We start from the raw sequence: 11,547 nt of genomic DNA, 5'->3' as shown, positions 1-11,547 counted from the left end.
TGTCGAAGGTATCGACGAACCTGTCCCAGCCGGGGGCCTTATCCAGGATCTCCACCGCCATGATCCCCGATCGGGTGCGCGGATGGGCCTCTCCGCGGTGCAGTAGGTAATCCAGCGCCCCCAACTCAGTCGGCAACCCGGCCGCATCCGGTGCGTCGGTCACGACGGCCTCCCCAGCAGCCAAATTGTCATCGCCAACCCCTCCCATCGAACCCGACGGCGACAACCACGCTGGTCCGCTGACGGATACTGCCAGCACTGATTATGGGCGGGCGTCGATAGACGACGGACGTTGCCTCCGTAGCTCAGCGCATAGGGCAGCCGCCTTCTAAGCGGTTGGTCGCAGGCTCGATCCCCGCCCGTCGCCTCCATTGTCGTCCGTCGCGCAGTTTCCAAGGGCCGTCAACATTCCTGCCCTGTTGTTAATATTTCGATTGGTCAGACCATAACAAACCCTGCAGCGGCTGGTCAAGGTCGGGCTTGCTGGCCCTGGCCGTGGCTGCGGGCCTGCAGGTGATGCAGGCGTTGACGGACGCCCACGTGACCGCGTTGGCTGGCCCGAAGTGCAGGCATGATGAGGCCCGGACCGCGGTGCGCGACGGCCGTGAGCGCGGCTCGGTCACCCTCGGTGGGCGCCGGGTAGCGGTCACCCGGCCTCGGGTACGCGCCGCCGACGGCTCCAGGGAGTTGTCGGTTCCGTCGTACGAGCTGTTCACGTCCACGGAGATCCTGGGCAAGATGGCGATAGAGAAGATGCTCGCCGGGCTGACCACCCGCTGGTACCCGGTCGAACGCCACCGGCAGCGTCGGCTGCGCCTTCCCATCGGCGATGTGGCGATGATTGGTGATGTCCGTCAGGTCGAAGCCGTCGACCGGCCGCCACGCCCAGGCGTGAAAAGGATTGCCGCTCAAAGTCACCCGCTGTGCCGGAAAGACCCGGATCGCGCCTCCGTATAAAGGGCGATCGCCTCCGACCGGTTGATGGCGCCGATCTTGCGAAGGATTCTCTTCATGTGGGTGTTGACCGTTTCGACGGTGATGACAAGTTCGTCGGCTATCTCGGCGTTGGAGGCTCCAAGCACCAGCCTTTCGAACACTTGACGTACCCGGTCCGACAGTGCGACCGCCAACGCGGAATCCGGCGCGATGGTCGGAGGCTCAACGCGGTTGTCGTATTCGACATCAAGGCTGATCGCGGCTGCGGCGATGTGGTCGGCTTCCTCCGTCAGCCCCGCCCCCGCGCGGGCAATCGAGGTGCGCTGTTGTTGCACGCGTTCGGTGTTCAGCATTCGCTCATGCAGCAACGAATAGGCAGCTGCGAAAGTATCGAGCACATCGATGTCGCGGGCAGATAGGCCGCCTTCGCTGCGGCGACTGACATGAAGGAGTGCGACCACTGGCGATTCGGCGATGACCGGGGCGACCAGATAGTGCTCGGAGCCGAGTAGGTCGCGGTAGTCGGGCGCCTCGGGCAGGTCGTCCTCATTTGTGCGGATGGTGTCGCGCAAGCGAATACAGTGCTGTTCGGCCGTGCATCCACGACGCCAGATCACCGTGGGGCCAGCAATGCCATGGCCGGATTCTTCGACGATGAATCCGTTGTCTTCGACGAATGACAGCAATGCCTTGTCGAAGCCGAGCGCGTCACACAATTCGGTACAGGCTTGGCGGCCGAGCCCTTGCAGCGAGCCGGCCTTCTTCATTCGACGGATGCCCTCGGTCAATGACCGCACGATGTTGCCGGCGTGACCGTCTCTCACCATGCGCGCTTCGATCTGCGCCTTCAGGAATTAGTCAGAGGGCTGTGCCCTAGCGGTGGCACGGCATCGCCCCGGATGCCGTCTTCGCCTGCCAGCAATCGATCGGTGGTAGCGGCGCACATCGTGATGGCCTCGTCCAGGGTCGTCGCATCACCTGACCGCGAGAAGCCGAGGGCACCACACAGCTGTTCGTCGAGTTCGTTGAGCCTTGTCAACATTGCGCCGGTGTTCATCGCGACTCTCCAGAACCAGCGGTAGCGATGCCGGCATAGACCGCGACCGCCGCTGCCCTGCTCGACGTATGGAGCTTTCTGGCGATGTGCTTCAGATGGGACTTCACCGTCCCTTCTGAGATCACCAGGCATCGGGCGATCTGGCCGTTGGTGGCGCCCGTCGCCACGTACGACATGATCTCGCGTTCGCGGGCGGTCAACGCGGGCACAGCAGGCTGATCCCGCCGGTCATGACTATCGTGTCGTTGCGACGGCGTGGCGCCTGGCAACGACCACAGTGCCGATCGGGCTGATCGCCTCAGCAGTTCGTCGACGTTGCCGCAAAGCTTTTCGACCTCAACGCGTTGTCGGACGGCCTTCTCCTCGAGCACCGCACTCTCGAAGGCCACCGCCAGGCACTCGGCAAAGGCCTCCAACTGGTGGAGATGGTCGGTCGTCACCACGCCGTCATGTTCGGGGCGGTCCGCATGCAACATTCCAATTGCCCTGCCCTGCACGGTGATCGGGGCAGCGATATAGCCGCGACACCCTGATACATCGACGAACTCCTTGAACGTGCGTTTGTCGTCCTTGGGCGACGGCACCACGGCTCCACACCGCTTGCGGATGAGTTCCGCCTCCAGCGGAGCGTCCGCCAGTTGGATATGGGCGCCGCGGACGTATTCGAGGAAGGGTCGCGAGTAGGGATCGGCTCTCTCGTCTTCGATAAACAGGTGTTGCGGCCGCCACACCGAACCCCGAACGGTGGAAATCATGGTCCGGGCAAAACCAAACTCACGGCTCAGCAGTACCGGGGCGGCGTAGATCATCTCGCGTGGAGACAGGCCCCGTAGATCCCCGAGGGCGTTACGGATCTCCGACAGGTATCTCACCCGTCGAGACAGATCATGATCGAGCAGCCCACACCGCACCCTCAGGATCGAGATCAAAAGTTCGGCGGTTTCCGTCGAGTCGTCGGTCGACTCTGCTGATAACGCAGTCCGCTGCTCTAGGAGCTGGCTCAACTCGTCCAACCGGCAACCTAGCGCGGCCTTCGGCAGGTTGGCGGCCGGCAACCGCAAATGGTCGGCGGCGGCCACCACGAGTGCCTCGGCCCGCTCGACCACAGTCACATCCTGTAGGTCGGGAACTACCGGCATCAGCGCAGTCATCACCACTCCTGTCTGCTGAAGAGTCTGGTCAACCGACAGTGCGCTGATACCAGTGGACCACTGTATAGCGGAGTGTTAGCCAGCTCACAGTGGATTGGCAAAGAGTCGGCAATCACGCCAGCGTCAAATTTGTCACGTTGCAGATCCAGCGCTCGAACCGTCACGGTGCCGCCGTGCATGCAGATGAGACTGCACAATCGCAGCATCAGCGTGCTCGGCGCAGAAGCTCCTCGCTGCAGAACCTCGTGGCCGAGATATCTCCTCCCGTTGTGGCCGACCTATTGGGCTACAGCCACACCTGCAGGCAGTACCACGTACAGCGGCGGCTCAGCCCTGGTCGCACTACGTCAATTAGCTTAGGGTCACGACCTAGTCCTGACGGCAGCGCCTACAGAACGAGTACGGCGGAGTCGAATACGCCGGGTTGCCGGCAAAGCGACGATTACTGTTCCTAGACAGGTACTTTGCGACATCGGGTAACGCCTGAGTCCGGTCTCACCCCACCTGGTGCTCATACGATAAGGGAAGTTCCGGATTAGGGGACCATGCTTGCCCTACAGGACGCGGTTGCACGGATTGAGCGAGCAGTCTTCGATATCCTGCACCTCGACATCACCGACGTCACCGGGTTGCCATACCTCGAGCGTCGCGCCAAAGGCGACGGTTGACCCCTATATCCTTGCCCAGCGCGAACTTTCGCGATTGTCCCTTCGCGAACTGGCCCGAATGTCGCAAGTATCGAATGCGTACCTCAGCCAGGTCGCGCGGCATGCATGAGCCGTCGTTGCATGTGCTCGCAGCGATGGCCGAAGCGCTGTCGCTGCCTCTGGAAGACCTCACGGCGCTGGCGCGTCCAGACGCCGAGCCCGCCAAGCCCGGCCGCGACGTCGACGCAGTCACCGCAGCGATGCGGGCCGAACCGCGGCGCACCCAGGCGCAGAAGGACGCAATTCTCGCGGTGTACTCCAGCCATCTGGCCGACGGAGATACCCAGCGGAAATCCGTCGATTGAGACTTGAACCGCGTTGTGCCGTATGGCACCGGGAAGTACGCGGTGACGTAAACCTTAATCCCAGGCCCTAAGGGCGCCGTGCACTGCGCACTAACCAGCAGCCAACTGGGAACGGAAGCCCACAGGTCCCCAGAGATCATGGACAATCCCTGTTATCCATCGGCCGGTGCCCCGTACTCGCACTCCCCCACGCGGTCGCCAGCGTCAAGAGACGCGCCTCACATCACGGATAACTGTCGTCAACCGCCTGCTGTTCGAGTGTGGTGTCGCCGTTCGAATGAGAACTGTCGTCAAAAGCGATGTTCGTTGGGTCAGGTCGAGCGACGAAGTTCGCAAATCGCCTAGTCAAACGAGTGGAGCTAACGGTGGAGGCAATAGGAACTTACTCGAACAGAGGTGACCTCTGCAAAAAGTACGCTGAACTGTGCAAACGGATCAACGAATCACGCTCCCGTGCACCCTTGTTGCGCCAGAACGGCCCGAAACCTCGCTCGAAACGCTTCCTGAATCCGCAAGACATCACCGATCTTGTGCATCGCTACCAAGCTGGCGAGACCACCCAGCGGATCGGCGATCGCTACGGTATCTCCAAGACCCGTGTGGCCAACGTGCTCCGCGAACAAGGCGTCGCAATCCGCCGACAGGGCCTGAATGACGAACAGGTCAGTGAAGCTGCCGCACTCTATGCCGCTGGCAGCTCACTCGCGTGGCTCGGCGCTCGATACGACGTCTCCCATACAACCGTCGCCACGGCACTCCGGCGCCACGGCTTCCCGTTGCGGCGGCGGCGAGGCTGGATCTGACGCTCGATCCGCGATGAGCACACGTCTTGGCCCGCGCGTCGCACCGTGTCGCTAAGGACGCATGTTGCGCTGCGGCCTACCGTCGTTCCCGAAGCTGGGCGATGATGGCGTGCGCCAGGTCCGCACCGAGATCGCCTGAACGAACTCGCGAGCCGACGGGTCGGGACGACGAAGTCGCCACCGGCTCTGACCTCGGCCGGTCCCACGCCAAAAGCTGTGACCAACAACCAGATTCGCACTCCGTCTAACATGGCTTGATCAACCAGTGTCAAGCATGTCCTGGAGCAGGACCGTCAAGGGTCATCAACCGAAGTAACTGTCAAGCATCAGCGCAGCGCCGTCCGCGCCGATCGCCGAGGTAGCCGCGCGCGAGGCCAGTTATGAGGCCTGCACAGCGCATCGAACGAGCCCGGTGCTTACCCTGCGGGTAGGAAAACCTTCCCCATCGGCAGGTGGAATCTGGTATCGCCAGCGATTACGCAAGCACGGCTTATTCACGACCATTTGAGTCATGACCACGTACGCACCCAACACGGTCCTGACCCCGGAACTTCGGGCGAAGGTGGCCGCGGCGGCCGGCGATCGCGCGAGCGAGCCAAGGTTCCGCGACGTGGCAGGTATCCGCCTCGCCGACAACCTCGACTCGCTTTCCCGCGACGAGATCGACGTCGCACAACAGCACAATCTGCGGGCCACCCTGACAGCCGCGAGCCAGTCCACCAACGTGTGGCGGCGCTTCCCCGGGCTCGAGGCCGTTGACACGGTCGACGATCTTGCGGCGCTGCCTCTTCTCTCAGCCGCGGATCTGGCCGCGGGTTGTCCACCGCATTCGGCTGACCTCCTCTTCGACCAGAGCCCCGGGCTCGTGCTGCGATCGAGCGGGACCGCCAGTCGGCCGAAAGTCCTCTATCACTCATGGGATTTCACCGACCGAGTTGGACATCTGGGCGTGCGCGGGGTCCGCGCGGCCTTGGAGACACCGCCGAACCGGGTGGCCAATTGCCTGTTCCCCGGGGACTTGAACGGAGCGTTCCTGTTCGTCCACGACATCACGCGGTCCCTGCCGGCGCTTTCCTTTGCAATAGGCGAGTACACCTCGCCCGCCGATGCCGCAGCAATCATCGAAGCGCACGGGATCGATACGTTGGTGGCGTCACCGGCGTACGGAGCCGAGCTGTTGGCGGGAGCCCGAGACGGGCAGCCGCTGCCACTGCGGAACTTCCTGTTCATCGGCGAATCGCTGGGAGCCGAGCGGGAGCGCACGGTGCGCTCGGCCGCACCGGACCTCGCCGTGCGGTCGCTGGCCTATTCGACGTCCGAGACCGGTCCTCTGGGCTACCAGTGCCGCCACCAGACGGGCGCGGTGCACCACCTCCACGAAGACGCCAACGTGCTGGAGGTCGTCGACGAGGCCGGCAGGCCGGTGCCTCCCGGAACGCCTGGCGAGCTCGTCGTCACGCCCCTGACGACGTCGGGGATGGCGCTCTTGCGCTATCGGCTCGGCGATCGGGGCCAGCTGCTGACCGGCGCCTGCGGCTGCGGCAGCGCCGCCCGATCGGTCATGCTCCTCGGCCGCATGCCGAACTCAATGACGGTCGACACGATCACGTTCTCCAGTGACCACCTCATGGCAGCGCTGGGGACGCTGGGCGTGTCCCGGCCGACTGACTGCCAATTCCAGGTCCTGTGGGAGGGCCACCGCTATCGGGTGCGCCTGCTCCTGTCGCCGGCCACCCCGGACGGGATCACGGCGGACGCGGTCCGAACGGCCCTGCGCGATGCCCATGAACTCCACGAGGTGATCGTGAGCCCGCGGTGCCTGGATTTCGAGGTGCAACGGGCGGGCATCGATCAGTTCGCGCGCACGCAGCGGGGCAAGGTGCCGGTCCTCTACCAGCACGGAATCAGTGGTTAACGGAAGTCTTGAGAAGGGGAGATCGAGTCATGAATGAACTTGCGAACCGAGCAACAGCTCGGAAGAAAGCGGACCAGGGCACTCTCGAGACGCTGCGCGCCGACCTGGATCGCATCGACGCGGAGTTCCTCGGAAAACTGGGTGCACGCGTCGCCGTGTGCCGAAGCATCGCCTACTACAAGCGCGAGCACGGCGTGCCGATGATGCAACCTCACCGGATCGGTGTGGTACAGCAGCGGGCGGCCCGGTTTGCCGAGGCCAACGATTTGGATCTGACCTTCATGAAGCAGCTGTTCGACCTGATCATCGGGGAGACGTGCCGCATCGAGGACCTGATCATCGACGCCGAAACCTCCGACGGGAGCGCAGCCTGATGCGCGTCATCCTCGTCGACAACTACGACTCGTTCACCTACAACCTGTACCAATTGATCGGCGAGGTGTGCGGGCAACCGCCGACCGTCGTCCGGAACGACACGCCTTGGGCCGACCTCCGATTCGACGAGTTCGATGCCGCCGTCATCTCGCCCGGCCCAGGTCGGCCCGACCGAGACCGCGACTTCGGTGTGAGCGCCCGCGTGATTCTCGACAGCGGTCTGCCGGTGCTCGGCGTCTGCCTCGGCCACCAGGGCCTCTGCCACCTCTTCGGCGGTGAGGTGGTCAACGCGCCCGAGCCCATGCACGGGCGCATCTCGCCCGTCCGGCACACGGGCGTCGACCTCTTCGCGGGCATTCCATCGCCGTACGACGTCGTGCGCTATCACTCGCTGGCCGTCACGTCGCTTCCGGACGAGCTCGAGGAGCTGGCGTGGACCGACGACGGCGTCGTGATGGGTGTGCGCCACCGCCACCTGCCTTTGTGGGGCGTGCAGTTCCATCCCGAGTCGATCAGCAGCGCCTACGGCCACGAGCTGCTCGCCAACTTCTTCGCCCTCGCCGCGGACTGGTCGGCATCAGCCGTCGCCCCGGCGCGCACCGCAGAAGCGGAGCAGCCCCGCTACGACCTGCACGTCCAGCATCTCGACGTCCACCCCGATGCGCTGACGGCCTACACATCCCTGTTCGTCGGCGGCGACCAAGGCTTCTGGCTCGACAGCAGCTCGGTGGTCGACGGCTTGTCCCGCTTCTCGTTCATGGGGAACGGCGACGGTCCGCTCGCTGAGCACGTCACCTACAGCGTCGCTGACGGCGAGGTCGTCGTCCGCCGGCCCGACGGGACCGCCGAGCGGGTTCGGCAACAGTTCTTCGACTACCTGGACGACCAGCTGCGCGCCCGGGAGGTGCCGGTTCCGGAGGGCCTGCCCTTCGAATTCAACCTCGGCTATGTCGGCTATCTGGGCTATGAGCTGAAGGCGGAGACCGGGGGCACCTACGCCCACCGCGCCGAAACACCCGACGCCGCACTGCTTTTCGCCGACCGGGCGCTCGTCCTCGACCACAAGACACGGACCAGCTATCTGCTCGCCCTCTCGATCGCCGGCGACACGGCCGGGATGGCCGAGGCCGCGGCCTGGCTGGCGACGACCGCGGAGGCCCTGCGCGCGCTTCCTGCCGCTCCCACCGATCCGGCCCCGGCTCTCGCGCTGTCAGGCCCGGCAATGACTGATTCCGACATCGGGATGAACGTCGAGCTCAGGCACGACCGGGACGCCTATCTCAAGCGGATCGACGAGTGCTTCGACGAGATCAACGCCGGTGAGTCATACGAGATCTGCATGACCAATATGGTTACCGTCCACACGTCGATCGACGTGTTGCCCACCTTCGCCCACCTTCGACGGGTGAGCCCGGTCCCGTTCGGGGCCCTCCTCGACTTCGGCGACGTGGCCGTGCTCAGCGCATCCCCCGAGCGGTTCCTCTCGATCGACCTGCACGGAACCGTCGAGGCGAAGCCGATCAAGGGCACTCGGCCCAGGGGCGGCGACGCCGCCGAGGATCGGGCCCTCGTGGAGGAGCTGCGCGACAACCCGAAGGACCGCTGCGAGAACCTCATGATCGTGGACCTGCTCCGCAACGACCTCAACACGGTCTGCTCGGTGGGATCGGTACACGTGCCGAAGCTGTTCGACGTCGAGACCTACGCGCCGGTCCACCAGCTCGTCTCCACGATCCGCGGCACACTCGCCCCGGGCCGTTCGGCGGTCGACTGCATCCGCGCCGCTTTCCCCGGCGGGTCGATGACGGGTGCCCCCAAGGTCCGCACGATGGAGATCATCGACCGGCTCGAGCAGGGCCCCCGCGGCGTGTATTCCGGTGCGCTCGGGTGGTTTTCGCTGTCGGGCGCCAGTGACCTCAGCATCGTGATCCGAACCCTGGTGGTCGACGCCGGGCGGGTGACGTTCGGCGTCGGTGGCGCCATCGTCGCCCTCTCCGATCCGGGCGGGGAGTTCGACGAGACCGTCGTCAAGTCGAGGGCGATGATGACCGCCCTGGCCGCGACCGGCCGCCAGGAGGGCCCGAAATGAGCGGCACACCGACCATCGGGCGCGTCGTCGTCGCCGGCGGCTCGGGAGCAGTGGGCTCACTGTTCGCCGAGCAGCTGCAGGAATCGGGCAACGACGTCGTCATCGTCGACCGCGCCACCCCCGGGCCTGCCCACCGTGTCACCCGCTTCGTGCGGGGCGACATCAGCGATCCCGGCGCGGAGGTGGCCGACGTCGTCCGAACGGCCGACGCCGTCCTGCTGTGCGTGCCGGAGCCGGTGGCACTGGTCGCCATCGGCCGGCTGGTCGGAATGCTTCGGCGGGACGCCCTCATCGCCGACACGCTGTCGGTGAAGACCACGGTGGTCCCCGCCCTGCACGCCGCCGCCATGATCGCCGGGGACGCGGAGGCGCTGAGTCTGAACCCGATGTTCGCCCCCTCCCTGGGCTTCGCCGGTCAAGCGGTGGCTTCGGTGGTGGTGCGCGACGGCCAGCGCGGGCGCGCCCTGTGCGACCTGATCGAGCAGTGGGGTGCCCGCGTGGTGAGCGTGACCGCCGACCAGCACGACCGGGTGTCGGCCGCTAGCCAGGCCCTCACCCATGCCGCCGTGATCGCCTTCGGCGCCGCCCTGGCCGAATTGGACGTCGACATCGCCGATCTGGACCGGCTGGGTCCGCCCCCGCACACCGCGCTGCTGTCACTGCTGGCGCGCGTCGCGTCAGGGGCACCGGAGGTGTATTGGGACGTCCAGGCGGCCAACCCCTATGCCGCGGCCGCGCGCCGCGCGCTGTCGCGCGGGGTGTCGCAGTTGGCGGGTGTCGTCGAGGACGGCAACTGCGAGGAGTTCGGCGACCTGCTCGACCGTCTCTGCGGGGTGCTCGGCCCCCTGCGGGGCGCCTACCGCGAACGCAGCGCAGAAGCGCTGCGAGCCATGACCACCAATCGCACAAAGGAGAAGCTCAAATGACGGATTTGATGGAAACGCACACGCCGGTCGGTGCCCGGCCCAACTGGGTCGCGTCCCGGGTCAGCAAGACCTCGGACTCGCTCGATCGGGCCTTCGAGGAGGGCCTGACCGGGCATGTCATCACCGCGCGGGACGGCAAGCAGGTCAAGCTGACCGACGGCAGCGACGCCGTGGAATTCGTCTCGTGCTCGTACCTCGGTCTGGAGACGCACCCCGATCTGATCGCGGCGGCGACGGAGGCGATGCACCGCTTCGGGCTGCACTTCTCCACGTCGCGTAACCGGGGACGACCGCCCTACCTCGGCGAGCTGGAGGACCTCCTGTCCGTCATGTACGGCGGCGCGCAGGTGGCCGCCTTCACCTCGGTCAGCAACGTCCATCTGGGCTTGCTGCCGCTGCTCGGCGCCGGCGCCCTGCCCAGCTATCCCGTGGCCGACGCCGGCGTCGCGTTCCTCGTCGAAAAGACAGCGCACGCCTCCATCCAGGTGATCCGCGGTGTGCTCGAGCAGATCGGGCCGACGCGACGCTTCGACATGACGGATCCCGCGGCGCTGCCCGCAGCGGTCCGCGAGGTCGCGGCCACCGGTCGGACGCCGATCGTGCTGGTCGACGGCGTCGGTTCGATGGGCGGACTGATCGACGTCGCTGCGATGTTGGCAGAAATCGAGCCGTTCGGTGGTCACCTGTACGTGGACGATGCCCACGGGGTCTCGATCGACGGCCCGCTCGGCGCCGGTTACGCGTTCGAAGCGCTCGGTGGGACGCTCCCTCCCCACGTCGTCCTCGCCGGCTCGCTATCGAAGGCCTTTGGCGGCGCAGGCGGTTTCGCGGTCGTGCCGAGCAACGAAGACATGCGGGTTCTGCGAAAGTTCGCCAACCCCTTGGTGTTTGGGCACTCGATCATGCTTCCCATGCTGGCGGCGAACGTCGCCGCAGGCCGGTTGCACGTCGACGGCCAGGTGGCCGATCTGCAAAAGCGGCTCTGGCACAACGCCGCCGAGTTCGACCGGCTGACGGCGGGATCGCTCGTCAACGCCGGGCTGCGCTCGCCGGTCCGGGGCGCGGTGTTCGACACCGAGGAAGAAGCGTTCGCTGCCGCCCGCCGGTTGAAGCAGGCCGGTGTGCTGATCCTGCCCGCCTTCTACCCCACGGTCGCCAGGGGCACCGGACTGATGCGCTTCGCCGTGTCCGCGCTGCACCAGCAGCACGACCTCGATACTGCCGCCCGTGCCCTCGGGCTCAATACCTGAAATTTGTACTCACCCAATCGCGCTCAACGACAA

10 protein-coding genes and 2 pseudogenes are annotated in these 11,547 nt (G+C 65.6%); 8 read left to right on the top strand and 4 right to left on the bottom strand.

What is annotated here, in order from left to right; translation table 11 throughout:
• Window positions 1–208 (bottom strand): annotated as a pseudogene (locus tag QOC69_RS20800) (hypothetical protein); the annotation flags it as partial.
• Window positions 209–459: 251 nt separating this feature from the next.
• Between QOC69_RS20800 and QOC69_RS20795 the strand changes: the two are divergent.
• Window positions 460–789, top strand: a pseudogene (locus QOC69_RS20795) (IS256 family transposase); the annotation flags it as partial.
• A gap of 125 nt (window positions 790–914) precedes the next feature.
• Here QOC69_RS20795 and QOC69_RS20790 read toward each other — a convergent pair.
• The 3 genes from QOC69_RS20790 to QOC69_RS20780 are packed head-to-tail and all read right to left on the bottom strand — an operon-like array spanning window position 915 to window position 3,144.
• The gene (locus QOC69_RS20790) at window positions 915–1,724 is read right to left on the bottom strand and encodes a helix-turn-helix transcriptional regulator (RefSeq protein ID WP_526443070.1); all 810 of its coding nucleotides are present in this window, start codon (window positions 1,722–1,724) and stop codon (window positions 915–917) included.
• A gap of 59 nt (window positions 1,725–1,783) precedes the next feature.
• Window positions 1,784–1,993 (bottom strand): hypothetical protein, encoded by a 210-nt coding sequence (locus QOC69_RS20785; protein WP_526443068.1) that lies wholly within the window; start codon window positions 1,991–1,993, stop codon window positions 1,784–1,786.
• On the bottom strand, window positions 1,990–3,144 hold the full coding sequence (locus tag QOC69_RS20780; RefSeq protein WP_526443066.1) for a helix-turn-helix transcriptional regulator: 1,155 nt from the start codon (window positions 3,142–3,144) through the stop codon (window positions 1,990–1,992). The genes QOC69_RS20785 and QOC69_RS20780 overlap by 4 nt, the downstream gene beginning before the upstream one ends.
• A gap of 769 nt (window positions 3,145–3,913) precedes the next feature.
• Here QOC69_RS20780 and QOC69_RS20775 point away from each other — a divergent pair.
• From QOC69_RS20775 to QOC69_RS20745, 7 genes are all read left to right on the top strand, one after another.
• A complete protein-coding gene (locus QOC69_RS20775; RefSeq protein ID WP_526443064.1) occupies window positions 3,914–4,156 on the top strand; it encodes a hypothetical protein in 243 nt (80 codons plus the stop codon).
• A 461-nt stretch (window positions 4,157–4,617) separates the two neighbouring features.
• Window positions 4,618–4,959 (top strand): hypothetical protein, encoded by a 342-nt coding sequence (locus QOC69_RS20770; RefSeq protein WP_526443062.1) that lies wholly within the window; start codon window positions 4,618–4,620, stop codon window positions 4,957–4,959.
• Window positions 4,960–5,470: 511 nt separating this feature from the next.
• Window positions 5,471–6,874 (top strand): phenylacetate--CoA ligase family protein, encoded by a 1,404-nt coding sequence (locus tag QOC69_RS20765; protein WP_526443060.1) that lies wholly within the window; start codon window positions 5,471–5,473, stop codon window positions 6,872–6,874.
• A gap of 29 nt (window positions 6,875–6,903) precedes the next feature.
• Window positions 6,904–7,248: a chorismate mutase family protein gene (locus tag QOC69_RS20760; protein WP_526443058.1), complete on the top strand. Its 345-nt coding sequence runs from the start codon at window positions 6,904–6,906 to the stop codon at window positions 7,246–7,248.
• Window positions 7,248–9,338 (top strand): aminodeoxychorismate synthase component I, encoded by a 2,091-nt coding sequence (gene pabB, locus QOC69_RS20755; protein WP_526443056.1) that lies wholly within the window; start codon window positions 7,248–7,250, stop codon window positions 9,336–9,338. Before QOC69_RS20760 ends, pabB begins: the two co-directional genes overlap by 1 nt.
• On the top strand, window positions 9,335–10,264 hold the full coding sequence (locus tag QOC69_RS20750; RefSeq protein WP_526443054.1) for a prephenate dehydrogenase/arogenate dehydrogenase family protein: 930 nt from the start codon (window positions 9,335–9,337) through the stop codon (window positions 10,262–10,264). Before pabB ends, QOC69_RS20750 begins: the two co-directional genes overlap by 4 nt.
• A complete protein-coding gene (locus QOC69_RS20745; protein WP_526443052.1) occupies window positions 10,261–11,514 on the top strand; it encodes an aminotransferase class I/II-fold pyridoxal phosphate-dependent enzyme in 1,254 nt (417 codons plus the stop codon). Before QOC69_RS20750 ends, QOC69_RS20745 begins: the two co-directional genes overlap by 4 nt.
• Window positions 11,515–11,547: the final 33 nt, after the last annotated feature.

Origin of the sequence: Mycobacterium sp. (genome assembly GCF_032162105.1) — a bacterium.
In the GTDB taxonomy this organism is placed as follows: domain Bacteria; phylum Actinomycetota; class Actinomycetes; order Mycobacteriales; family Mycobacteriaceae; genus Mycobacterium.
This window is presented reverse-complemented; position numbering and strand designations above follow the sequence as displayed.

Bases quoted from the DNA above. Each gene is read 5' to 3' on its own strand.
- QOC69_RS20775 (WP_526443064.1), top strand. From the start codon at position 3,914: ATGCATGAGCCGTCGTTGCATGTGCTCGCAGCGATGGCCGAAGCGCTG.
- QOC69_RS20785 (WP_526443068.1), bottom strand. From the start codon at position 1,993: ATGAACACCGGCGCAATGTTGACAAGGCTCAACGAACTCGACGAACAG.
- QOC69_RS20760 (WP_526443058.1), top strand. From the start codon at position 6,904: ATGAATGAACTTGCGAACCGAGCAACAGCTCGGAAGAAAGCGGACCAG.
- pabB (WP_526443056.1), top strand. From the start codon at position 7,248: ATGCGCGTCATCCTCGTCGACAACTACGACTCGTTCACCTACAACCTG.
- QOC69_RS20745 (WP_526443052.1), top strand. From the start codon at position 10,261: ATGACGGATTTGATGGAAACGCACACGCCGGTCGGTGCCCGGCCCAAC.
- QOC69_RS20780 (WP_526443066.1), bottom strand. From the start codon at position 3,144: ATGACTGCGCTGATGCCGGTAGTTCCCGACCTACAGGATGTGACTGTG.
- QOC69_RS20765 (WP_526443060.1), top strand. From the start codon at position 5,471: ATGACCACGTACGCACCCAACACGGTCCTGACCCCGGAACTTCGGGCG.
- QOC69_RS20750 (WP_526443054.1), top strand. From the start codon at position 9,335: ATGAGCGGCACACCGACCATCGGGCGCGTCGTCGTCGCCGGCGGCTCG.